Below are 23,842 nucleotides of genomic sequence, written 5' to 3' on the forward strand. Positions count from 1 at the left end.
GTGCTGAACGACAACTTGTCTGTCCTGGCGCCGGGCATCGCCTCGCTATGCAGAGGCCACCTCAAGAGATTGCGAATTCCAGCTCAGCAGCGGCGTCCCGAATGCTCTGCTCCAGACCGTCAGAAAACGCGGAAACCAGGAGTGAGCGACTGCGCTCTGATAGGCCCATGTGCGATATTTCTGACCTTCTTCGGATAGAAGCTCCTGATAGCCGCCGTGCGTTTCGGTCGCGCGACGGATGTCCCTCAATATATCGCGGGCGCAGGACCGGTACTTGTCGGTGCCGGAAAATTCATCGTACTCCAGCATGCGATCGGCGAATTCGACGTTAAACGTCGGCCAGCAGGAACGCCCCTGGTAGGCCGGAGCCGCAATCTTGTGGATCACCTTGTTCTGCGGGTTATCCGTGGACACCAGGAAGTGTGATGTATCCGGGATTCGAAACCGCGGTTCGCCAAGGATCAGATCCGTCGTGGCTGCGAATAGCGCGCGTTCGCTTACCTCCGCTCAGATCCCAAAATCCCTGGTGCACATTGACGAAGTCCAGGGCAACGGAAGACGCCCCCGGTTCGCTCGGGGAATCCAGGGAATGCGTGATATAGCCATGCTTGCCGAACAGCCCGAGCAACTGCTTTTTATATAGTGAAAGCGTGCGTCCGAGCAGCCCTTCCAGCTCGATCTGGTCGATCACCCCCAACCGTATTCCGCGCACAAAGGTCGCGTAGACGCATGCATTGGTGACGAACCGCCGGCGCTCGGCGCGGGTATCCGTCGCCGCGGAACGGGGTGCCGTTACGTCGCACAGCAAAGCTGTGAGGCCGTTGTCGTCGAACGGCTGCAACGAGCCGGCAAGTTGAAATATCGCTTTCTCCAGGTCCTTCCGATACTGGCCAAGCAACAAGCGGCCGGCATGCGCGCCTTGCGCCATCGCCAAATACGAAGATGTCCTTTGGTCCGCGCGCATAATCTGCTCCAGACCCGCGAGAATGCCCAGCAGCGTATCCGACGGCAGCGAGAAGTAATTGACGCCGATGTAACGATCGTTGCCTGCGGGAACGATGGTCGTCGTGACGACATCGGAGCGAACGGCCTCCAACATCAGCCGGACGCTTTTGTCCAGCAAGCGAACCCTGCGGACGGCATCCTCGGAATCCAGGATGGTCTCGGGATCGAGTACGTCTGGATAAAACCAGGCAAAGTCCCGGGGATAATAGGCGGATGCGTGCGGCGCCCCTGTGACCAGAAAGTCCTCCGTCGGAGAAAAGGCACTGTTGACCGAGTGCGCGTACAGCTCCTCGATCCCGGCCGATGGGCGATACCTTCTCAGGAAGCGATCACCGAGAAAATTGACGGCCTGAATACCGTTGGCGACACAGGAGGCAAACGGACCCTGATAAAACCGGTATTCGCGATGTGATGAAAATGAAATATGACGATGCATAGGCTTGGATCAACGAGGTCTCGTGGTTTCGACTATCACGTGTTGTTACTCATGACATCGTCGATTCGTCTTTCTGTCAGATGAATTATGATGTCACCTGCTTGTCACAAATGGACGTGGCAGCGGTGCTCAGAACGTAAGGCGACTTAGGCGAGCGGCGGATTACGCTGCGTTAATCCGTCCTAGGTTCCCTCGGCCGGAAATTCTCGATCAGCCGCAGCAATACGCGCGCCCCCGCATCTGCGTCGGCAAGTTCGACATGCTCGGCCGGGTTATGGCTGATGCCACCGCGGCAGCGCACGAACAGCATGGCGACATCTGATATATCGATCATTGCCATGCCGTCATGCCCCGCCCCGCTCGGCAGTTCGAACACGCCATAGCCTTCGGCAGCAACCGCTTCCGCGACCTGCGCTTTCAGCCAGGGCGCACAGGGCACGGTGCGGTTCTCATGGGTGACGTCGATCTGCAGCGACAGTTCACGGCGCCTTGCGATTGCCTCGATCTGCTGCACGATCTCGGCGACGGCGTGCCTGCGGTGCGGATCGGCCGGCGCGCGGATGTCGAGCGTGAAGGAGACCTGCCCCGGAATGACGTTGGTGGCGCCTGGCAGCGCGGTGATGACGCCGACGGTGCCGACCAGACCGGCGCCATCGGCCTTGCAGAATTGCTCGACCGCGACGATGCATTCGGCAGCGCCCGCCAGCGCGTCGCGCCGCAGCGCCATCGGCACCGTCCCGGCATGGCCGGCCATGCCGGAGAGATTTGCGGCGAGCCGCGTGGCGCCCGCGATCGCCGTCACCACGCCGACAGGAATGTTTTGCTGTTCCAGCACCGGCCCCTGCTCGATGTGCAGCTCGACATAGGCATGCAGCTCGCGGCGGGTGCGCGCCGCCGCACCGATCTGGCCGGGGTCGAGGCCGAATTGCACCATGGCCCCGCGCATCGAGACGCCGTCACGGTCGCGCGCGTCGAGCACGCTTGCGTCGAAGGTTCCCGCGACCGCCCGGCTGCCGAGCAGCGTCGAGGCAAACCGCACGCCCTCCTCGTCGGCGAAACCGACGATCTCGACCGCGAACGGCAGCCGCACGCCGCGCCGGTTCAGATCGGCGACGCAGGCGATCGCGGTGATGACCCCGAGCGGCCCATCCCATTTGCCGGCATCGCGCACGGTATCGTAGTGCGAGCCCAGCATCAGGCAGGGCAGTCCCGGGCGGTCGCCCTCGTAACGGCCGCAGACATTGCCGATGGCGTCGAGATGCGCTTCCATGCCGGCATCCCGCATCCAAGACAGAATGAGATCGGCTGCCGTGCGATGCTCAGGCGAGAGGAAGATCCTCGCCAGATGCTGCGGCGTCTCGGAAATCATTCCGAGCTGATTGATACGGCTTACGATTTCATCGCCGAGCCGGGATCCTGCCGTCCCGCCACTGGCCGTCTGTGTCTCGTTCATGCTGTTCCAGTGAAGCGCGCCGCGAGCGGAGCCTTCCGACATTGTGGGGGTGCCTTTTACCCCCTTCCCACTGTGCACTCAATCTGGCCATGGGGCTCGTCGGTCGGCAGGAAAACGTCGTTATTGTTATCCAACCCGAAAGCCGACAGGTTCATCGGGATGAAGTGCATGTTGGGGCAGGCCATGCTGATTTCCGAGATCTCGGGCACCGCCGCCAGCGCCGCCTCGCCCATCCGGTACAGGCTGTCCTGAACGCTCATGCTGTAGGTCGTGCTGAACACTTCGAGCACGGTATCCGTAATCTTCGCATTCGCCGCCGGATAGTTCGACGGCTTGCCCGACCATTTCCAGGACGCGACCATGCTGGTCGCGCACATCCGGTCGGCGGTCTCCGGCAACGTGGTGTAGCGATCCCGCGGATAGTTCTCCCAGCCGGACTGCGTCGACTTCATGAAGGAGAACCCGTCGATGCCGGATTCCAGTGTCGACGGCCCGCCCCGCGCGGCCGCGACCTCGACAAACGGCCTGCCGTTATTGTCGAGCACAAAGCTGTGGGGATGCGGCTTGCCGCCAAAACTCAGGCGGCGCCATTTGGTCTCATGCGCGGTGATGGCAACCGAGGCAATCTGCGGATAGGTGTCGAGATATCGCTTCGCCAGCACCTGGCAGAATTCCTCGGTGCAAAGGCCAGCATTCTCGCGTGCAACGACATTGACGATGTTCTTGATGGTGTCGGTCGCCACCGATGTGGAATTGTCGGCATGGGTATAGGCACGGGCAAAGTCGCCTTCCATCATTGCCTTGATGCTGAGCTGGCTGACCTCATGGCGATCACCGTCCCGATGAATACGCATGACCCGGACGCGGCCCTTTCCGTATCGGTTCTTGATCAACGGCATGCAAAGGGCCTCCCGTTCAGGTGGAGAATTTGCGGCGATTTCGATCGCCCGGTAAGCTCGGATATTGAGCAACCTTCGTGCCACAGAGCAAGGCTTTAGGGACAAGGCTTTAGGGAACAGCTTCTGGCACGAGCCTTGTATCGGTTAAGACGGGCCGAGCGGCCCGCATCAGGGGGAGTCCGAACATGAGCAGCGAAGTCCATCCAGTCGACCAAGTTCTGCCGACGCCGCGCCTGCTGGCGCTCGGCCTGCAGCACGTGCTGGTGATGTATGCCGGCGCGGTTGCCGTGCCGCTGATCATCGGCCGAGCACTGAAGCTGCCGCCGGAAGACGTTGCCTTCCTGATCAGCGCGGATCTGTTCGCCTGCGGGATCGCCACCCTGGTGCAATGCATCGGCTTTCCCGGCGTCGGTATCCGACTGCCGGTCATGATGGGCGTCACCTTTGCTTCCGTCAGCCCGATGCTGGCGATGGCCGCCGCGCCCGACATCGGGTTGCTCGGCATTTATGGCTCGGTGATCGCAGCCGGAATTTTCGCCACACTTGCTGCGCCGTTCATCAGCCGGCTGTTGCCGCTGTTTCCCCCCGTCGTCACCGGGACCATCATCCTGGTGATCGGCATTTCGCTGATGCGGGTCGGCATCAACTGGGCCGGTGGCGGCCTGCCGACCTTGACCAAGATCGTCGATGGCGTGCCGGGCGCGTTCCCCAATCCCGGCTACGGCCAGTTACAAGGCCTCGGCATTGCATTGTTCGTGCTGCTCGTCATCCTCGGCCTGATCAAATGGGGCTCCGGTTTCGTCGCCAATGTCGCAGTGCTGCTCGGCATCGTCGCTGGCGCGATCCTCGGCGCCCTGCTCGGCGTCATGCATTTCGAAAAAGTTGCCGCGGCGCCATGGGCTGCGATCGTGCTGCCGCTGCATTTCGGGCTGCCGAAATTTCAGCTCGTCCCAATCATCACCATGTGCATCGTGATGATTGTGGTGATGATCGAATCGCTCGGCATGTTCCTCGCACTTGCCGAAATCACCGGCAAGACTGTCGACCGCGATGCGCTGACCCGCGGGCTACGTGCCGATGGCGTCGGCACGTTCCTGGGTGGACTGTTCAACACCTTTCCCTACACGTCGTTCTCGCAGAACGTCGGGCTGGTCGGCGTCACTGGGGTGCGCTCGCGCTGGGTGACCATCGCCGGCGGCGGCATTCTGCTGCTGCTGGGGCTGGTGCCAAAGATGGCGGCGCTGGTCGAGGCGGTGCCGCTGGTGGTGCTCGGCGGCGCCGGGCTCGTGATGTTCGGCATGGTGGCGGCCACCGGCGCGCGCATCCTTACCGCGGTCGATTTCAAGAACAACCGCCATAATCTGTTCGTGGTGGCTATCTCGGTCGGGTTCGGCATGATCCCGCTGGTCTCGCCGAATTTCTTCAAGAACCTGCCGCACGACCTGCACCCACTGCTGGAGTCCGGCATCCTGCTCAGCGCGCTGGTCGCGGTGACGCTGAATGCATTCTTCAACGGCGTCGGCGGCAAGTCCGCAGCGGAAGCGGATGCCGCAGCGGCGGCGGCAACGGCGACGCATTAGTGAGGTAAACTGTAGGGTGGGCACTAGCTCCCGCGGTAGGTCGCATAGCTCCACGGCGTCACGAGCAGCGGCACGTGGAGATGGCCTTCGGGATCGCTCACCGAGAAGTGCAAGGGAATTCGATCGAGAAACGGCGGATCGGAGGTCGGCACATTGCGGCCGGCAAAATAGTCACCGACGCGGAACATGAGTTCATAGCGGCCGAGCGGCACTGGCCGGCCGCCGATTAATGGCTGATCGGTGCGGCCGTCGCTGTTGGTCACGGCGCGCGTCACGACGCGGCTCTGCCCTAAATCGGACAGTTCGGTGAGCTCGATCGATATCCCCGCCGCGGGCCTGCCGCAGTGCGTATCCAGCACATGGGTCGACAGGCGGCCATGCACCGGCAGCCGATCCCCGGAAGCCACAAGCTGGTCGAGGCGCAGCGCCGCAATCCGGCAAATTTCAGCAATTGACGTCCGCATCTCGGCTTTCGCGTCGTTCGGCAGACGGCGCTTGAAATCGCGAAGAATGGAATCGCGGGTATGGCGGCGGACGCAAACGATGTAGGGAAAGCCGAATTTGGCGCGGTAGGCGCTGTTGGCGCGCTCGAAGGCTTCATATTCGGCATCCGACAGCCGATCGAGGCCGACGCTGTCCTGTTCGGCGGAAGATTCCGCGGTGAGGCCAGTGGCGCGCTGGGTTTTGTTGGCGAGATCGGGATGCGCCCGGATCAACGTCATCAGCGCTTCGTCCGCCGCGCGGTCGACCGCAGCCGTCATTGCCGCAAACAGCGCGCCGATGCCTGCGAACGGCCGCCGCACGGCCGCCGCTTCGGCCACCCACGGTGAATGCTCGAAAATATTGGCGAGCGCGGCGACGAAATCATCCTTGCTGCAATGATTTAGATCGGAAAGCTTCAACATCGATGTCAGCCTATCCGATATCGAAAGCATCGTCGGCAAGATGCGACAGATTGGCGTGCCAGTGCTGCGCGATCTGCAGCCGCGTCGGCACCCAGACGCGCTCGTGGCTTCCGATGTAGTCGAGAAACCGCATCAGCGCCGCCGCGCGGCCGGGGCGGCCGACGACCCGGCAATGCAGGCCGACCGACATCATCTTCGGCGCGCGCTCACCTTCCGCATAAAGAACGTCAAAACCGTCCTTGAGGTAGGTGAAGAATTCATCGCCGCCGCCAAACCCCTGCGCGTTGACAAAGCGCATGTCGTTGGCGTCGAGCGTATAGGGGATGACCAGATGCGGCTTTGAGCCGCGCGACTTGATCCAGTACGGCAGGTCGTCGGCATAGGAGTCGCTGAGATAAAGCAGGCCGCCGGCCTCCATCAGCAGCCTCAAGGTGTTGATCGAGGAGCGCCCGGTGTACCAGCCGAGCGGGCGGGCGCCGGTCGCCTCGGTGTGGACGCGGATTGCGGCTGCGATCTCGGTGCGCTCCTCGTTCTCCGACATGTCCTTGTGCTCGATCCATCGCAGGCTGTGGCTGGCGATGTCCCAGCCGGCCTCCTTCATGGCAGCAACCACGTCGGGATTTCGCTGCAACGCCTTCGCAACGCCGAACACGGTGACCGGCAAATTGCGCTCGGTGAAAGCCCGCCACAGCCGCCAGAAGCCGGCGCGCGAGCCATACTCGAACATCGATTCGATGTTGGCGTGGCGCTGTCCGGGCCAGGGCTGCGCACCCAGCACGTCGGACAAAAAAGCCTCGGAAGCGCGATCGCCGTCGAGAACGTTGTTCTCGCCGCCTTCCTCGAAATTGACCACGAACTGCACCGCAACCCGCGCGTTGCCGGGCCACTTCGGATCGGGCGGGTTGCGCCCGTAGCCGCGAAAGTCGCGCGGATAGGTCGGCGCCGCCATGATCAGACTTCCTCGAAGCGGATCTTCTGCGCGCCCTTCCACAGCACGGCCTTGCCGAACGCGGTCAGGTTCTCCAACCCCGAAGTCAGGGTGATGAAGTGGTTGCCGGCGAGCTGGCCCATCTTGCTCGCAAAGTGCACGCCGCCATAGGCCAGCAGGATTTCGGTCTCGCTGATGCCGCCGGGATAAAGAATGATCTGGCCGGGCGCGGGATAGCTGGTGTGGTTCTCGTAGGAGACGCCGAAATCGAGATCGCCAAGCGGCATCCAGACACCCTCGCCGCTCCAGCGGACGTGGATCGCCTGGCTCTCGAACGGCATCGCCTTGCGAAAGGCGGCGACCGTCTTCGGCGCCAGTTGCTCCTCGAAGCGTGCCTGGAAAGTAAATTCGCCGGCACGGACAATCAGTTGGCTCATCGATCTCTTCTTCTGGATATAGGTGAGGACGTGGTTCAGCCGTATCCATTACAGCCCGAACAAGCGGACGCAAGGCCGATTCCGCCTTGCGGGAGGTTTCAGCGAGCGCCTTGGGTCCACCCTGCGCCTACCCTTGCGCCTACCTTAATTGTGAGCGCAGCAATTCACTGAATGCTCCCGGATTGATTGGGAACTCGGTTTCCACTCGGCCTTATTCACGCTTCGCCGCGCCAGAATGCGGTCTGCAGGGGCAATTGGTGTTTGATCATCGCGACGCCATCGACCACCTTCAGGCCGCGCGCGGCGCAGGCTTGCATGAACTCGGTCCGGCGGGCGGCAATGATATCGAATACGGCGCAATCATCCGGCAGCCTCGCGGGATTCATCGGCAGGGCGTCCGTCCCGCGAAGCCCAAGCGAGGTGGCGTTGACCAAGAGGCCAGCGTCATCGAATCTTTCGTCTAGGCGGATCTCAAGATCGGGGAAGCGGCTGCGGAGTTTTTGGGCGAGGATTTCGACCGGCCCTGGCGCTTCGTTCAGGATTTGCAGCCGCCTCACGCCTGCGGCAGCCAGCGCGTGACAGATCGCGCGGCCGGCTCCCCCCGCCCCGATCACGACGCAGCGGCGGTCGGGATCGAATATCCCCTCCTCGCGCGCCGCATTCAGGAAACCGCCGCCATCGAAGGATTCGCCGACCAGCCGACCACCAGCCTCGATCCGGATCGTGTTGACGACGCCTTCGAACTCTGCGGCCGGCCCGACCGCATCGCACAGCTCGAACGCAGCCGGCTTGTGCGGCATCGTGAGATTGAAGCCGGCGACGCTCGGCGATTTCACGAGCGTGCGGATCGCCTCGGAGAGATGTTCCGGCGCGATGTCGAGCGGCACCATGTGCCAGTCCAGCCCATTGCCCTGGAAGTAAGGCGTGTAGTGGCGGGGCGCGCCGACATGGCCGGCCGGGTGGGCAAAGATGAATACAAATCGTGAAACACCGGTCGGAAGCCGCATCGCTCTCATCCTTTCACGGCGCCCGCCGTCAGCCCGCTGACCAGATAGCGGCGCACGGCGAGCGAGAAAATCAGGACCGGCGCCATCACCAGCGAGCCGCCCGCGGCGATCTTGCCCCACTCCCATCCCTCGTAGTTCATGAAGTTGACCACGGCGACCGGCGCGGTGCGCGCGTTGGTCCGCGTCAGGATCAGCGCAAAGAAGAAGTCGTTCCAGGCGTAGAGGAAGCACAGGATCGCGGTGGCGGCGATGCCGGGCGCGACCATCGGCAGCACGATCTGGAGGAAGACGACCCGGGTCGACGCGCCGTCGACCAGCGCCGCCTCTTCCAGCGACGACGGTACGGTTTCAAAAAACGGCTGCATCATCCAGATCACCAGCGGCAGGTTGAAACTGGTGTAGACCAGCACCAGACCGGTGACGGTGTCGAGCAGCCCGATCCAGCGATAGAACAGAAAGAACGGAATCGTGAATGCGATCGGCGGCGCCATCCGCGTTACCAGGATGGCGAAGCTCAGCGCGTGCTTTCCCCGCCCCGCCCATCGCGACAACGCGTAGGCCGCGGGCACCCCGAGAACGAGCGCCAGCGCCGTGGAGAATGACGCGCTCATCAGGCTGTTGACAAAGGAGGCCGCGAACGCGCCTTGCCAGAGCGACGCATAATTTTGCAGCGTCGGCGTGAAGATCAAGGGCGGCGGAAACTGCAGGATCAGGTCGTTGGACTTGAAGCTCATCTGCAGGAGCCAGAGGAACGGCGACAGCAGCATGATGAGCGTCACGCCGATCGCAACGAGCCGGCGCGGGCTGGCCGAACGGCGGACCGGGCCACTCATGCCCCCACTCATGCCATGGCCTCGCGGCGGCGGCCCATCCACACCACACCGAGGCTGACCGCGACGACGAGCAGCAGCATCACGATCGTGACCGAACTGGAATAGCCGATTTCGTTGAAGTCGAATGCGAGCAGATAGGCATAATAGTTGGTCACCTCGGTGACGCTGCCCGGCCCGCCGCCGGTCAAGAGGAACACCAGCGGAAATGCCTTGACGCTGTCGATCAGGCGAAACATGCCCGAGATGACCAGGATCGGCGTGATGAAGGGCAGCGTGATGTAGAAGAATATCTGCAGCCGGTTGGCGCCGTCGACCAGCGCGGCTTCGGAAAATTCCTCCGGAATGGTCTGCAGCGCGGCCAATACCATCAGGAAGGTGAAGGGCATCCATTCCCAGGTGTCGGCGATGATGATAGCGGTCAGCGCGAAATCGACGCTCGAAGTCAGCGACGGCATGGTCACGTTAAGCAGGCCTGCGGCGTAATAAAGCGGGCTGATGTCGGGCGTGTAAATCAGCTTCCAGATGATCGCCACGACGATCGGCGGCAGCACCATCGGAATCAGGAACAGGGTGCGGGCGAATTCCACGACGCGCGACTGCGTGTGCAGCAATAGCGCCAACAGCATGCCGAGCAGGACCTGCAACAGCACGCCCCAGAACGACAGCTTGGCCTGCACCCATAGCGAATTGACGAAGCGCGGATCGCCGGGGAGCAGGAGATAGTTCCGCAAGGGCGAAGAGAAATCGGTCGACGATCCCGGATTGACCAGTTGGAACGGCGTCAGGCTGGTCACGACAAGATAGATCGCAGGCAAGCCTGCGATCACGAACAACACGATCAGGCTCGGCGCCAGCGCGATGGCGTTGAAGCGGCGGCGCTCGGCGTCGACCAGTCCTTCTCCGCTCAAAGCGCGGTCCCTGCGCGGCGGAGATTGGCGACCGCCTGCTCCTGCGCTGCGTTCATCGCAGCCTGGGCTGCGAGCTGCCCGGTAGCCACCTGCTCGAACGCCTTGTTGAGGACATCGCCAACGATCGGGAACTCCTTCACCGTGCGATAGGCCATGTAGTTCTCGCCTTTGGCCGGCAGCCCCAGCACTTCGAGATAGAGCGCGCCAAGGTCCTGGCCGTTGACCGTGTTCAGCTTGCGGTACTCCTCGCTCTCGATCACGGATCTGCGGCAGACCGAGGAATGGCCGTGCTCCTTGACCAGCCGCATCGAGATTTCGGGGCTGAGCGCCCATTTGATGAATTCCCACGCCGCTTTCTTGTTCTTGGCGTTCTTGGGAATGCCGAGGCCCTGGCTGTTGGCGGCCGGGTAGTCGTGCACAGGCCCGGCGGGCATCCTGACGACGCGGGAGGTGTCTTTCACCTTGCTGTCGTTCGAGAGCAGGATCGGCGTAATCCAGGCGCTGGAATGAATGAAGATGTTGGAGCGGCCGGTCATGTGGGATTGCCGCGCCTGATCCTCGGTATAGGTGAGTACGCCCTTCGGCGCATAGTTCTTCAGAAGGTTCGCGTAATATTCAATGGCCTTGATCGCCTCCGGCGAGTTCAGCGTCGGCATGATGTCGGCAGGCGGCTTGCGGAAGATGTTGCCGCCAAAACCTTGGATATAGGGCGGCAGGCACCAGTGATGGAGCTGGAAGCTGACGATGCCGTTGACGTTCTCGGTGCCGTTGATCTCGGCGCAGACCTGCTGCAATTCGGCAAAGGTCTTCGGAACCTTGAGGCCCTTTTTCTCCATCAGGTCCATGCGCGACAGGCCCATCACCATGGCCCCGCCTTCCCAGGAATAGCCGTAGGTGGCGCCCTTGGCGTCGCGGTACGGCACCTGCGCGCCCTCGACGAAATCCTTCGGATTCCATTCCGCCGGCGTCAGATTTGGATCAATGGTGAATTCGTCGAGATTGGCGAGCAAGCCGGCCGCCACCCAGCGCGCGGCCAGGATGAAGGTGACGTTGACGAAATCGAACGCCGAGCCGCCCGATGACAATTCGAGATTGGCCTGCTGGTTGTAGACTGGAAACGCCGAGAGTTGCAGATCAACCTTCATGCCGGTCTGCGCCTCGAACTCCGGGATGTAGTTCTGCAGCAGCGTGAAAAAGCGGTGCTGAAAGGACGCGCCGCGCAGCGTGACGCCGGCAAACGGTTTTGTTTGTGCAATGGCCGGCAGCGGAAATGCGGCCGCGCCGAGGGTGGCGGCGCCGGCCTGAAGCAGCGCTCGGCGGTTGAAGCCCGCGGATTTATGGCTCGAATTCTTCTTGGTCATGGCACCCTCCCTGACAGTCTTTTGGGATAATATGACCGACATAAAATTTTCTGTCAAAAGGAGGCTTCTCTCACATACACTATTTTTACGACATGAATTGACATCGCATCGCAATAAAGCAGACAATATTATTTCAAGGCTTGAGGGTCCACGATTTGCCCAGGGACGTCGAACTCCGTCAGTCCAACACCCACGTCGCGCGGGAAATCGCCAAGCTCATCGTCTCCGGCGCGTGGCAGGAGGGAAGCACGCTGCCGCGCGAGATCGAGCTCGCGTCGCAATTCAGCGTCAGCCGCACCTCGATCCGGGAATCGCTGTCCATCCTCAAGGCAAAGGGCTTGATTGCAGCGCGGCAGAAGGCCGGCACCCATGTCCGCGAGCGGATCAACTGGAACATGCTGGATGCAGAGCTTCTGGAATGGACATGGGCGCTGCGTCCGACGGAAGAGTTCGCCCGCCAACTCACTCAGGTGCGCCGGATCGTCGAACCTGAGGCTTGCGCGATCTGCGCCGAGCGCGGCTCGGACGCCGACCTCGCCCGGATCGAACGGGCTTACCGGGAGATGGACGCCGCCGGGATGGACAGCCGCGCCTATTCCGAGCCTGATCTGCGCTTCCACCGCGGCATCCTGACGGCGACCGGCAACGACTTTCTGGTCGCCTTCGGCGCCACCGTCGAGGCGGCGCTGCGGATGTCGTTCGATCTCTCGACGCTGAACCCTGGCGCGCCGCGCAAGAGCCTGCCCTATCACCGCGTCATCCTCGACGAGATCTGGGCGCGCAATCCCGACGGCGCGCGGCGTGCGATGCATCGCCTGATGGACCTGACCGAGCGCAACATTACCTCGGCACTGTCACGCCGGCATGGCGAAGCGCTGGCGGCAGCGGATGCCAGCCGTGAACACGACGCGTAACGGAACGACCCTAAACGCTTGCTTTCCCTTGGCCTTGCGCGTTTCATTCCGGTCAAACATCAGCGACCGGGGAAACGTCCATGCCCGCAAGAATTATCGGAATGATCGGCACCCAGCCGGAGGGCGTCGCGGTTCATCTGATCAAGGGACAGATATCGCGGCAGTGGGTGATCGACTTCACCCGGCTGCATGAGCAGTGGAACTATGATTCCGTTCTTGTTGGTTATTACGCCTCCGCCGCCGAAGGATTTGCGATTGCGCTCTATGCGGCCGATCACACCGAGCGGATCAAGTTCCTGATCGCACACCGGCCGGGCTCGGTGGCCCCCGCACTGGCCGCGCGGCAGGTCGCAACCTTCGACCAGCTCACGCAGGGCCGGATGGCGCTGCATATCATCGCCGGCACCAGCGATGCGGATCAGGCGAGCGAAGGCGACTTCCTGCCCAAGAATGACCGCTATCGCCGCGCCGGCGAATATCTGGAGGTGATGCAAAAACTCTGGACCAGCGACAGCCCGATCGATCACAGGGGCGAGTTCTACCGCGTCGAGGGCGGTTTCTCCGATATCAAGCCCTACCAGCAGCCCTTCCCTCCGCTGTTTTTCGGCGGCTCGTCGGGGGGCGCGCTGGAGATGGGCGCCAAACATTGCGACGTGTTCGCGATTTTCGGCGAGCCGCTGAAGGAAACGCGGGAACGGGTGCAGGATTTCCGCCGCCGAGCAGGCGCCTTTGGGCGCAGCATCGGCTTCAACATGTCGCTGCGGCCGATCATGGCGGACAGCGAAGGCGCGGCGTGGGACAAGGCGAACGCGCTGCTGGAGGATGTCGAGCGCAAGACCGGTGCCGCGCCGCAGCCGACCAATCATTCCGCCGAACGCCTGCTCGGCTACGCCGCGCGTGGCGACGTCCATGACGAGCGGCTATGGATGGGGATCGCACGCGCCACCGGCGCGCCCGGCAATACGTCATGCCTGGTTGGAACGCCCGAGCAGATCGCGGCAGCAATGCTGGAATATTACCGGCTCGGCATTCAGTCCTTCCTGCTGCGCGGTTTCGAGAATCCGCACGACACGATGGCGATCGGCCGCGACTTGATTCCACTCATCAAGCAAGGGGCGCTGGCGATCGACCGGCAGGCCGAAGCAGCCGAATAGAGTTCACCTCGAGTATCCACAGGCACCTCAAGACACCGGCGCAAGGTCCTGGGACATGAAGAGAAAACGTATGAAAGAATTTGCATGAAGGCGGTCGTTGTCGAGAACTACAATTCGATCGACGGTATTTCGATCAAGGAGATCGATACGCCCGGCCTCGCCGCGGGCGAAGTCCGCGTCAGGATCGGCGCCGCGGCAGTCGGCTTCGTCGATGGCTTGAAGGTGCAGGGCCTTTATCAGACCAAGGACCCGCTGCCGTTCGTGCCGGGAACGGAGTTTGCCGGAACGGTCGATGCCGTCGCCGACAATATCGGCGCGTTCAAGCCGGGTATGCCGGTGATCGGCATGGCCCGTTCCGGCGCGCTCGCCGAATATATCTCGGTGCCGTCTGCGGCGCTCCAGCACCTGCCGCCACAAGTTCCGTTCGAGGCTGGCGCGTCGTTTCAAGCCAACTATCTGACCGGGCTCTACGCGCTGGATGCCCGCGCGGCGCTGCGCGAAGGCGAGATATTGCTGGTGCTGGGTGCCGCCGGCGGCGTCGGCATCGCGGCCGTCCAGATCGGCAGACTGATGGGCGCGCGGGTGATCGCCGCGGCCTCAACGCCGGAAAAGCGCGACTTCGCGGTTCGTCACGGCGCCGATCAGACCATCGACTACACCCTGGCGGATTGGCGGGAGACGCTGAAGGGACTGACCGGCGGGCATGGCCCGGATGTCATTTTCGATCCCGTAGGCGGCGAAGTATCGCTGCAGGCGTTCCGCTCGATCGCCTGGCGCGGGCGGCACCTCGTCGTCGGATTCGCCTCCGGCACCATTCCAGCGCTGGCGTTCAACCTGCCGCTGCTCAAGGGCGGCGCGCTGCTCGGCGTCGACCTCGCCCAGATCCAGAAGCGCGAGCCGGAAACTCACGCCCGCCTGATGGCGCAGTTGTTCGACTGGCTGGCATCGGGAAAATTGCAGCCCGTGGTCGGCAAGATCGTGCCGTTCGAGAATTTCCGCGAGGCGTTCAAGACCATGCAGTCGCGATCGGCGCTCGGCAAGATGATCGTCAAGTTCGACTGAAGCGACGCATCGAAGCAGGATACGGAATGATGTCTCTGGAAAACGGCAAGCCATCGCGTCGCCTGATGCACACGCGATCGGTCGAATGCGAAGGCTTTCTGCGGAACGACGGGCTCTGGGAAGTCGAGGCCTGGCTGCGCGACACAAAACCCTTCGTCCAGCGCGCCGATCGTTTCCGCGGCGAACTGAAGCCGGGCGATCCCGTCCACGATATCGGCCTGCGGCTCGCGATCGACGAGGACATGACCATCCGCGAGGCAGAAGCGATGATGCGCGCCACGCCCTATCCGACCTGTCTCGAGGTCGAGCCGATCTTGCAGCGCCTGATCGGCGAGCGCATCGGCCCCGGCTGGCGCGAAACGGTGCGGCGCAAGATCAGCCGGCTGGAAACCTGCACGCATCTGGCGGAACTGCTGGGCCCCGCCGTGACCACGCTGTATCAGACCATGTCCTACGGCAAGAATCCGGAAGGCCGCGACACGCTGGAGAACCAGCAGAACTCCGGCAAGCGCCCATTCTTCATCGGCGGCTGCCACTCCTGGCGCACCGACGGCCCCGTCGTCGCGGCGATGTTTCCGCAGTTCGCGACCAAGCCGGCGGCGCAGGATTGAGCGCCTGACGGTTCTCCCTTGAATCAGCCTCCGTGTCCCGGACGCGGTACAGCCCAGGCGATGCGAAGCATCGTCCGGTAGCGCTGCTCCGAAGACGCGGGACCTAACGGGCCGAGCATGGACCCCGGATCAGCCCCACGCCGCCAAGAAGCGGCGCGCTGCGGCTTCGTCCTCGAACACACCCCTCAGAATAGATATCTGAGATATCACTTATTGACATCTGAACATCAATAATTAGGATGCAGGAATGACGTCCATAATTGGCCCGAGCCTTGCCGGCGAGGCAGACTGATGATCACTGCGGCTCAATTGCGGGCTGCCAGGGTGCTTCTCGGCATCGATCAGCGTCGGCTCGCGGCACTATCGGGGCTTTCGGTGCCGACCATCCAGCGCATGGAAGCAAGTGAGACCATGGTTCGGGGCAATGTCGATTCGCTGGTGAAGCTGATCACCGCGCTCGAGGGCGCCGGCATAGAATTGATCGATGCCGGGGCGAGCAGCGCCGACGGCGGGCGCGGCGTGCGGCTGAAGGCCGATTACGGATCTTCCAACGCGCGACCGGAAAACAAGGCATCGAGCGGAGCGAGGTCGCGCAAATAATGTCGGCCGTCGCTCTGCAAATGGTCTGTGTCGCCGGGTTGCTTGGGCTGGCCATGCTGGCGATCGCGCTGAGCCGCTCGAAGACCGCCACGGCCGTCATCTACGGCGCGACACTGGCGGTATCCGCGATTGCACTGACCGGCGCGTTACGCAGCCTGCTCGGCGGCGCCACGGACGCCACCACCCTCACTTTGCCGGTGGGCTTGCCATGGCTTGGCGCGCATTTTCGTCTCGACGCATTGGCGTCGTTCTTCCTCATCGTCGTCAATCTGGGCGGGGCATCGGCAAGTCTCTATGGCCTCGGTTACGGCCATCATGACCCCGCGCCGCATCGCGTACTGCCGTTCTTTCCCGCCTTTCTGGCCGGCATGAATCTCGTGGTGCTGGCCGACGACGCATTTTCCTATTTGCTGTGCTGGGAATTCATGTCGCTGGCGTCCTGGGCGCTGGTGATGGCGCATCATCGCGAACCGGGCAACGCGAAAGCCGGCTACGTCTATCTCGTGATGGCGAGTTTCGGCACGCTCGCCTTGCTGCTGGCGTTCGGCCTGCTGGCAGGGCCTGCCGGAGACTATGGATTCGCGGCCATTCGCGCCGCGCAGCACACGCCCTATGCGGCGACCCTGGTGCTGATCCTGATGCTGCTCGGCGCCGGTTCGAAGGCCGGCCTGGTGCCGCTGCATGTCTGGCTGCCGCTCGCCCATCCCGCGGCCCCGAGCCATGTTTCGGCGCTGATGAGCGGCGTCATGACCAAGGTCGCGATCTACGGCTTCATTCGCGTCATGTTCGATCTGCAGGGACAGCCGACATGGCCGGCCAGCGCGGTCGTGCTGTTCCTCGGCAGCATCACCGCCGTCATGGGCATTCTTTACGCCATGATGGAAAAGGATCTGAAGCGCCTCCTGGCCTACAGCACCATCGAAAATGTCGGCATCGTCTTCGTCAGCCTCGGCCTGGCGATGGCGTTCGAGGCCAATGGCATGAAGCTCGCCGCCGCGCTCGCCTTCACGGCTGCCCTGTTTCACGTGCTCAACCACTCCTTCTTCAAGAGCCTGCTGTTCTTCGGCGCCGGCGCCGTTCTGACTGCGACGGGCGAGCGCGACATGGACAAACTGGGCGGCCTCATTCACCGCATGCCGTTCACGAGCTTCGTCGTTCTCGTCGGCTGCGTTGCGATCTCGGCGCTTCCGCCGTTCAACGGCTTCGTGTCCGAATGGCTGATCTTCCAGGCGGTGCTGCAAAGCCCGGAGTTGGCGCAATGGGCGCTGAAGATCATGGTGCCCGCGGTCGGCGCGATGCTCGCGCTGGCGGCGGCGCTGGCGGCGGCCTGTTTCGTCAAGGCTTATGGCGTGACCTTTCTCGGTCGCCCCCGCGGCCCGGCGGCAAAGACCGCTGGTGAGGTCGATCGGTTCTCGCTCGCGGCCATGTTCATCCTCGCCGCGCTTTGTCTATTGGCCGGAATCCTGCCGGGACTGGCAATCGACGCCCTTGCACCCGTCGCCACCCAAATTGTCGGCAGCCGCATGCCGGCGCAGGCCAGTCAACCCTGGCTTTCAATCGTGCCGATCGCGGAGGGCCGCAGCTCGTACAATGGATTGCTGGTGATGGTGTTCATCACGGCAACCGCCTCGTTGGCGGTCTATTTCATTCACCGCTTCGCCTCGCGCGCGCTGCGACGGGGGCCGGCCTGGGGATGCGGTTTCTCCGACGCGACACCCGCCGCGCAATATTCAGGCGTCAGCTTTGCGCAACCGATCCGCCGGGTGTTCGGCACGCTGGTCTTCCACGCCCGCGATCACGTCACAATGCCGCCGCCGGGAGATATCGGGCCGGCGCGGCTCAGGATCGAATTGCATGACCTGGTCTGGAGCGGAATGTATGCGCCGATTGCGGATGCCGTCGGCTTCTTGTCCACGCGGCTCAACCGCCTGCAGTTCCTGACCATCCGGCGATATCTCAGCCTGGTCTTTGCCACCCTCGTCACATTGCTGCTGGTGCTCGCGATATGGTCGTGATCTCCGACATCATCGTGCAAGGTGTGCAGATGCTGCTCGTGCTGCTGCTCGCCCCGCTCCTGACCGGCTATGTGCGCAAGATCAAGGCCCGGCTGGTACGCCGCCAGGGCCCTTCCGTCTTTCAGCCATACCGCGACCTGCTGCGGCTGATGCGCAAGGAGGTGGTGCTCGCCGACAACGCGTCGTGGCTGTTCCGCGTCACGCCCTACATCACCTTCGCCGCGATCTGGGTGGCCGCTGCGCTGGTCCCGACCTTCGCGACCGGACTGCTGTTCAACTGGACCGCCGATCTGATCGCCATTGTCGCGCTATTGGGGAGCGCGCGCTTCTTCCTGGCACTCGCCGGAATGGACGTCGGCACCAGTTTTGGCGGCATCGGCTCGAGCCGCGAAGTCATGATCGCCGCGCTTGCCGAGCCCGCGATGCTGCTGATCGTGTTTTGCCTCGCGCTCGTCGCCGGCTCGACCCAGCTTTCGACGGTCGCGCATTTCCTGGCGTCGACCTACGTGGGCTTGCGGGTGTCGCTCGGCATGGCGCTGGTCGCACTGTTCATGGTGGCGATCGCGGAGAACGCGCGCATTCCAGTCGACAATCCGGCGACGCACCTCGAACTCACCATGGTGCACGAGGCGATGATCCTGGAATATTCAGGGCGCCATCTGGCGATGATCGAGCTCGGCGCGTTCCTCAAACTGCTGCTCTATGTCTCGCTGATCGCCTGCGTATTCTTCCCCTGGCAGATCGCGCTGTACGGCAGCGGAGCGCTGTCCTACACGATCGGCACCGGCGCCTACATCGTCAAGCTCGCGCTGGCCGGCTTCCTGCTCGCGCTGTTCGAGACCGCGACCGCAAAGATGCGGGTGTTTCGTGTTCCGCAGTTCCTCGGCGCGGCGCTCATGCTGGGCTTGCTCGGCACCCTGCTCCTGTTCGTCTCGAGGAGTTTCTGATGCAGATGCACAGCCTCGCCTTCGACGTTTCGCACACGCTGGCCGGCGGACTGGTGCTGATCAGCCTGATGATGCTGTATCAGGACCGTCTCTATTCGCTGCTCAACGTTTTCGCGCTCCACGCTTTGGTGCTGTCGCTCTCGGTCGCCTGGCAGGCCTTCATTCAGGATGCGCCCCATCTCTACGTCACCGCGTTCATCGCCTTGGTGTTCAAGGCGATCATCATTCCGGTGGCGCTGCACCGCATCGTCAAGCAGCTCGGAATTCACCGCGACATCGAGTCCGCCGTCGGAATCGGCCCGACCATGCTGGCCGGGATGGGCCTGGTCGCGCTCTCGCTGGTTCTGATGCTGCGGGTGACGAGCGACGCCGACCCGCTGGCGCGCGAGGATCTCGCCTTTGCCTTGTCGGTGGTGCTGCTTGGGCTGCTGGTCATGGTGACGCGCCGCAACGCGGTCAGCCAGGTTGTCGGCTTCATGTCGCTCGAGAACGGACTGGTGCTGGCGGCGACCGGGGCCAAGGGAATGCCGCTGGTGGTCGAGATCAGCGTCGCCTTCTCGATCCTGATCGCGTTCATCGTGGTCGGCATCTTCCTGTTCCGAATCCGCGAGCGCTTCGATTCGGTCGATGTCTCCGCGCTCGACGACTTCCGGGGCGAACGCCGATGACCTTGCCTTTCTTCGACCCGGTCACAGCGGTTCTGCTGATACCGATCTCTTCGGCGGCGCTGCTGGCTGCGCTGCCCGGCTACCGGCTGACGGCGCGGCTGAACGTGCTGGCCAGCCTCGCGACTTTCCTGTCTGCGCTCTGCCTGTTCGTGATGGAACGTTCTTCCCCCGGACCGTACGTGCTGATCGACGATCTGAACATCGTCTTCATCGTGCTCAACACCTTCGTCGGATTCACCACCAGCATCTTCAGCGCGAGCTATATCGCGCATGAACTCGAAACCGGACGGCTGACGCCGGCCTACCTGCGCTTCTACCACGCCATGTATCAGATCATGATGTTCGGCATGAATCTCGCGTTCGTGTCGAACAATATCGGCCTGATGTGGGTGGCGGTCGAACTCGCGACGCTGACGACGGTGCTGATGGTCGGCATCTACCGTACCCATGCGGCGCTCGAAGCCGCCTGGAAGTATTTCATCCTCGGCAGCGTCGGAATTGCGCTCGCTTTGTTCGGCACCATCCTGGTCTACATGGCGGCGCGCCCGGTCATGGGCGAAGGCCAGGACGGCATGGTCTGGACGCTGCTGGTCGAGCGCGCCGCGAACTTCGACGCGGCCCTGCTCAACGTCGCGTTCGTGTTCCTGTTTCTCGGCTACGGCACCAAGGTCGGCCTCGCGCCGCTGCATGCCTGGCTGCCCGATGCGCATGCCGAGGGGCCGACGCCGATATCGGCGGTGTTGTCGGGCCTGCTCCTGAACGTCGCGCTCTACGCGCTGCTGCGCTTCAAGATACTGCTCGCCGCCAACCCGGCGTCGATCGCGCCCGGTCCGCTGATGGTGACGATGGGCCTGGTCTCGCTGATCTTCGCGGCGTTCATGCTGTACCGGCGGCGCGATATCAAACGCCTGTTCGCCTACTCCTCGATCGAACACATGGGCATCATCGTGTTTGCGTTCGGCATGGGCGGCCCGCTCGCCAATTTCGCCGGGCTTCTGCACATGGTGATGCATAGCCTGACCAAGTCGGCGATCTTCTATGCCGTCGGACACATATCGCAAATCAAGGGCACGCAGCGGATATCGCGGATCCGCGGCTTGACCGTGACCCATCCGGCGCTCGGCTGGGGACTGGTGGTAGGCGTCGTCGCAATCGCGGGACTACCGCCGCTCGGCATCTTCATGAGTGAATTCCTGGTCGTGAGCTCGACCTTTGCAAGGCAGCCATTGCTTGCGATCTTGCTGGTGTTCGGGTTGCTATTGGCCTTCGGCGCCTTGACGCTGCGCTTGACCAGCGTCGCCTTCGGCGAACCGCGCGGCAGCACGGCGCCTGCCGACGCATCCTACATTCCGATGTTCGCGCATCTCGCACTGGTATTAGGCGCAGGGATTTATCTTCCCGCCCCGCTGGTGGTCTGGTTCCAGCACGTGGCCCAACTCCTTGGATAGAGGACAGGACTGACATGCCATCGCTGATCGATCTGACGCTGGAAGGCCGCAAGGTCGGGCAACACGGCCCGTGGCCGCGCGTCGTGGTCGATGCTTCGGTCTGGACGTTTGCGGCGAGCGAACTGGCGCATGGACGCTGGAGCCTGCTCGGCCTGTGGGGCGATCCCGCAACGGTTCACATGGCGATCATGGATGGTCAAACCGCTGGTATCGCGGTCATCAGCCTGGATTGCCCCAATCGTCGCTTTCCTTCCGTGGGCCGGCATCACCCGCCGGCCCGGCGGCTGGAGCGCACCATCCACGATCTGTTCGGATTGTCCGCCGAGGACTCATCAGATGCACGGCCCTGGCTCGATCACAATCGCTGGGGCGTGCGCTTCCCGTTGGGCGATCGCATCGACGCGCTGCCGAAGGCGACGCCCTATCGCTTTCTCGCCGCGGAAGGCGACGGCCTGCACCAGATTCCGGTCGGCCCGGTGCATGCCGGGATCATCGAGCCCGGACATTTCCGCTTTACCGCCAGCGGCGAGACCGTGGTCCGGCTGGAGCAGCGGCTGGGATATGTCCACAAGGGCATCGACGGCCTGATGACCGGCGCGAGCCTCGAACGCGGCGTTCGGCTCGCCGGCCGCGCCTCGGGCGACAGCACCGTCGCCTATGCCTACGCTTTTTCGCGCGCCGCCGAAGCCGCACTTGATCTCGGGGTGCCGGAGCGCGCCGTGTTGCTGCGGGCGCTGCTCGCAGAACTCGAGCGGCTCGCCAACCATCTCGGTGACATCGGCGCGATCTGCAACGACGCTTCCTTTGCGCTGATGCATGCACATTGCGGCGTGTTGCGCGAGAGCGTACTGCGCGCAGCCGGCGCGGCCTTCGGCCATCGCCTGATGCGCGACGTCATCGTGCCCGGCGGCGTGGTCCGTGATATCGGCAGTGACGGCGTGGAAGCCATCCAGGCCGCGCTGGACAATATCCGCCTGCGCTTTCCGGCGCTGGTCGAACTCTACGACAACACCGCTTCGCTGCAGGATCGCACCGTCGATACCGGCACGCTGAAAGCTTCACTGGCGAGCCAATATGCCGCCGGCGGCTATGTCGGCCGCGCCTCGGGCCGGTCGTTCGATGCGCGCCGCGCGCTAGCCTATCCGCCGTATGACAGTCTGCGCTTCGACGTTCCCGTCCTGAACGAAGGCGACGTCAACGCCCGTGTCTGGATCAGGATCCGCGAAGTCGAGCAAAGCCTGTCGCTGATCGACCAGATACTGAGCCGGCTTTCTCAGGGGGCGATACGCAAGGAAGTCCCGCTTGGAGGAGAGGTGCGCGAGGGCATGGCGATCGTGGAGGGATTCCGCGGCGACATCCTGGTCTGGCTGCGCTTGCGCAACGGCCTGATCGAGCGATGCCACATGCGCGACCCCTCATGGTTTCAATGGCCGCTGCTGGAAGCCGTGATCGAGAACAACATCGTCGCGGACTTTCCGCTCTGCAACAAGTCGTTCAACTGCTCCTATTCGGGCCACGATCTCTAAAGCATGATCCCGGAAAAGTGGGTACCGGTTTTCCGAGAGGATCATGCTCAAACAAAAAAGGATGGAGCGAGATGACTATTCGAGAAAAAGGCATCTCGCTCTAAGGACACGATGCGATGCGCAAGCTGCTTTTCGAAAGCGTGTTCCGTCAACCGCTCACCGAACCGGCACCATCGGCGGCCGATGCCGCGGTGGCGGAACTTGCGACCGCAGTTGGCCAGACGGCGCGGCGCCGGCTCGGCCGGAGCCTTTCGATACGCGAGGTCGATGCCGGATCCTGCAACGGATGCGAGTTGGAGATTCACGCGCTCAACAATGCCTATTACGACGTGGAGCGGTTCGGCCTGCGGTTCGTCGCCTCGCCGCGCCATGCCGACGTCCTGATGGTGACGGGGCCCGTGACGAAGAACATGCGCGAGGCGCTGGAGCGCACCTATCACGCGACGCCGAACCCGAAATGGGTCGTCGCGGTCGGAGATTGCGCGCGGGACGGCGGATGTTTTGCCGGCAGCTATGCGGTCATCGGCGGCGTCTCCGAAGTCGTCCCGGTCGACCTGCACATTCCGGGCTGCCCGCCTACCCCCGTAGCCATGCTGCGAGGACTGCTGGCGCTGGTCGAACAGGCGGACACGCGCACCATTACGTCATGAGGAACGCTATCGAGCCCGCTCCAGTACTTTCTTGGGTTGGCGCACGGTCTTGACCTTCATCTTCGGATTTGTGACATGTTCGCGAAGGCGCACGCCCCGCCCCCCGGTCGCGCTCGCGGCGCCCGGATTGATCAACTCGATCCCGGCGCTCTCGAGCGCGGAAACCAGTTTCATGAGGGAATCGACATTGGCGCGGATGACGCCATCGCTGGCTTCCATGCGTTGGATGGTCGGCACGGAAAGATCCGCGAGATCGGCCATCTGCCGCTGATCTATGTTCAGGAGTGCGCGCGCGGCCCTGAGTTGATTGGCGGTAATCATGGGACGGGTTCTCCGATTCCGGATGATTACGGATATACCGTCTAAATTACGGGCTCAAGCATCAATTCAGAGGTGCAGCACATCATCTGTGCCGAGGAACATTCACCCCGCCCGATTGGCATCGGGCATCTTACATGATAAGCGATGTTTCATACATCCTATTTGATGCATGGT

Annotated in this window: 22 protein-coding genes and 1 pseudogene; 12 read left to right on the forward strand and 11 right to left on the reverse strand. The window is 63.0% G+C overall.

What is annotated here, in order from left to right; genetic code table 11:
- Nucleotides 1-45 precede the first annotated feature (45 nt).
- The 3 genes and pseudogenes from V1273_RS25705 to pucL all read right to left on the reverse strand — a co-directional run bounded on the left by V1273_RS25705 (nt 46) and on the right by pucL (nt 3,793).
- Nucleotides 46-1,441: pseudogene (locus V1273_RS25705) on the reverse strand (hypothetical protein).
- Between the two features lie 172 nt (nt 1,442-1,613).
- Nucleotides 1,614-2,894, reverse strand: a complete 1,281-nt coding sequence (locus V1273_RS25710; protein WP_334411317.1) for an allantoate amidohydrolase — start codon at nt 2,892-2,894, stop codon at nt 1,614-1,616.
- 56 nt (nt 2,895-2,950) lie between these two features.
- Nucleotides 2,951-3,793 (reverse strand): factor-independent urate hydroxylase, encoded by an 843-nt coding sequence (pucL, locus tag V1273_RS25715; RefSeq protein WP_334364043.1) that lies wholly within the window; start codon nt 3,791-3,793, stop codon nt 2,951-2,953.
- Between the two features lie 185 nt (nt 3,794-3,978).
- Between pucL and V1273_RS25720 the strand changes: the two genes are divergently transcribed.
- Nucleotides 3,979-5,373 (forward strand): nucleobase:cation symporter-2 family protein, encoded by a 1,395-nt coding sequence (locus tag V1273_RS25720; protein WP_334411318.1) that lies wholly within the window; start codon nt 3,979-3,981, stop codon nt 5,371-5,373.
- 23 nt (nt 5,374-5,396) lie between these two features.
- Here the strand turns inward: V1273_RS25720 and uraD are convergent, their stop codons facing one another.
- From uraD to V1273_RS25755, 7 genes are all read right to left on the reverse strand, one after another.
- Nucleotides 5,397-6,278, reverse strand: a complete 882-nt coding sequence (gene uraD / locus V1273_RS25725) for a 2-oxo-4-hydroxy-4-carboxy-5-ureidoimidazoline decarboxylase (protein WP_334411319.1) — start codon at nt 6,276-6,278, stop codon at nt 5,397-5,399.
- Between the two features lie 10 nt (nt 6,279-6,288).
- On the reverse strand, nt 6,289-7,227 hold the full coding sequence (gene puuE, locus V1273_RS25730) for an allantoinase PuuE (RefSeq protein WP_334411320.1): 939 nt from the start codon (nt 7,225-7,227) through the stop codon (nt 6,289-6,291).
- 2 nt (nt 7,228-7,229) lie between these two features.
- A complete protein-coding gene (locus V1273_RS25735) occupies nt 7,230-7,643 on the reverse strand; it encodes a DUF3830 family protein (protein WP_057851712.1) in 414 nt (137 codons plus the stop codon).
- Between the two features lie 215 nt (nt 7,644-7,858).
- Nucleotides 7,859-8,650 carry a shikimate dehydrogenase family protein gene (locus V1273_RS25740; protein ID WP_334411321.1) on the reverse strand — a complete coding sequence of 264 codons (792 nt, stop codon included), beginning with the start codon at nt 8,648-8,650 and terminating at the stop codon, nt 7,859-7,861.
- Nucleotides 8,651-8,655: 5 nt separating this feature from the next.
- Nucleotides 8,656-9,483, reverse strand: coding sequence for a carbohydrate ABC transporter permease (locus tag V1273_RS25745; RefSeq protein WP_334411322.1), 828 nt, complete (start codon nt 9,481-9,483; stop codon nt 8,656-8,658).
- 8 nt (nt 9,484-9,491) lie between these two features.
- Nucleotides 9,492-10,391: a carbohydrate ABC transporter permease gene (locus V1273_RS25750; protein WP_334411323.1), complete on the reverse strand. Its 900-nt coding sequence runs from the start codon at nt 10,389-10,391 to the stop codon at nt 9,492-9,494.
- Nucleotides 10,388-11,752, reverse strand: coding sequence for an ABC transporter substrate-binding protein (locus V1273_RS25755; protein ID WP_334411325.1), 1,365 nt, complete (start codon nt 11,750-11,752; stop codon nt 10,388-10,390). The genes V1273_RS25750 and V1273_RS25755 overlap by 4 nt, the downstream gene beginning before the upstream one ends.
- A gap of 155 nt (nt 11,753-11,907) precedes the next feature.
- Here V1273_RS25755 and V1273_RS25760 point away from each other — a divergent pair, with 155 nt between their 5' ends.
- From V1273_RS25760 to V1273_RS25810, 11 genes are all read left to right on the forward strand, one after another.
- Nucleotides 11,908-12,666 (forward strand): FadR/GntR family transcriptional regulator, encoded by a 759-nt coding sequence (locus tag V1273_RS25760; RefSeq protein ID WP_334411326.1) that lies wholly within the window; start codon nt 11,908-11,910, stop codon nt 12,664-12,666.
- A gap of 80 nt (nt 12,667-12,746) precedes the next feature.
- Nucleotides 12,747-13,820, forward strand: a complete 1,074-nt coding sequence (locus tag V1273_RS25765; protein ID WP_334411327.1) for an LLM class flavin-dependent oxidoreductase — start codon at nt 12,747-12,749, stop codon at nt 13,818-13,820.
- Nucleotides 13,821-13,904: 84 nt separating this feature from the next.
- Entirely contained in the window at nt 13,905-14,882 is a 978-nt protein-coding gene (locus V1273_RS25770) for an NADPH:quinone oxidoreductase family protein (RefSeq protein WP_334411328.1), read from the forward strand.
- 26 nt (nt 14,883-14,908) lie between these two features.
- The gene (locus tag V1273_RS25775; protein WP_334364055.1) at nt 14,909-15,493 is read left to right on the forward strand and encodes a DUF2889 domain-containing protein; all 585 of its coding nucleotides are present in this window, start codon (nt 14,909-14,911) and stop codon (nt 15,491-15,493) included.
- 291 nt (nt 15,494-15,784) lie between these two features.
- Entirely contained in the window at nt 15,785-16,093 is a 309-nt protein-coding gene (locus tag V1273_RS25780) for a helix-turn-helix domain-containing protein (RefSeq protein ID WP_334411329.1), read from the forward strand.
- Complete coding sequence (hyfB, locus tag V1273_RS25785; protein ID WP_334364057.1) at nt 16,093-18,108, forward strand: hydrogenase 4 subunit B; 2,016 nt, start codon at nt 16,093-16,095, stop codon at nt 18,106-18,108. Before V1273_RS25780 ends, hyfB begins: the two co-directional genes overlap by 1 nt.
- The gene (locus tag V1273_RS25790) at nt 18,099-19,055 is read left to right on the forward strand and encodes a respiratory chain complex I subunit 1 family protein (RefSeq protein ID WP_334364058.1); all 957 of its coding nucleotides are present in this window, start codon (nt 18,099-18,101) and stop codon (nt 19,053-19,055) included. The genes hyfB and V1273_RS25790 overlap by 10 nt, the downstream gene beginning before the upstream one ends.
- Before the next feature lie 5 nt (nt 19,056-19,060).
- Entirely contained in the window at nt 19,061-19,723 is a 663-nt protein-coding gene (locus V1273_RS25795) for a hydrogenase-4 component E (protein ID WP_334368975.1), read from the forward strand.
- On the forward strand, nt 19,720-21,171 hold the full coding sequence (locus V1273_RS25800; RefSeq protein WP_334364059.1) for a hydrogenase 4 subunit F: 1,452 nt from the start codon (nt 19,720-19,722) through the stop codon (nt 21,169-21,171). The genes V1273_RS25795 and V1273_RS25800 overlap by 4 nt, the downstream gene beginning before the upstream one ends.
- A gap of 14 nt (nt 21,172-21,185) precedes the next feature.
- Nucleotides 21,186-22,697, forward strand: a complete 1,512-nt coding sequence (locus V1273_RS25805; protein ID WP_334364060.1) for a hydrogenase large subunit — start codon at nt 21,186-21,188, stop codon at nt 22,695-22,697.
- Between the two features lie 116 nt (nt 22,698-22,813).
- Nucleotides 22,814-23,347 (forward strand): NADH-quinone oxidoreductase subunit B family protein, encoded by a 534-nt coding sequence (locus tag V1273_RS25810; RefSeq protein ID WP_334364061.1) that lies wholly within the window; start codon nt 22,814-22,816, stop codon nt 23,345-23,347.
- A 6-nt stretch (nt 23,348-23,353) separates the two neighbouring features.
- Here the strand turns inward: V1273_RS25810 and V1273_RS25815 are convergent, their stop codons facing one another.
- Complete coding sequence (locus tag V1273_RS25815; protein ID WP_334411330.1) at nt 23,354-23,668, reverse strand: helix-turn-helix domain-containing protein; 315 nt, start codon at nt 23,666-23,668, stop codon at nt 23,354-23,356.
- Nucleotides 23,669-23,842: the final 174 nt, after the last annotated feature.

Origin of the sequence: Bradyrhizobium sp. AZCC 1721, assembly GCF_036924715.1 — a bacterium.
Lineage (GTDB): Bacteria > Pseudomonadota > Alphaproteobacteria > Rhizobiales > Xanthobacteraceae > Bradyrhizobium.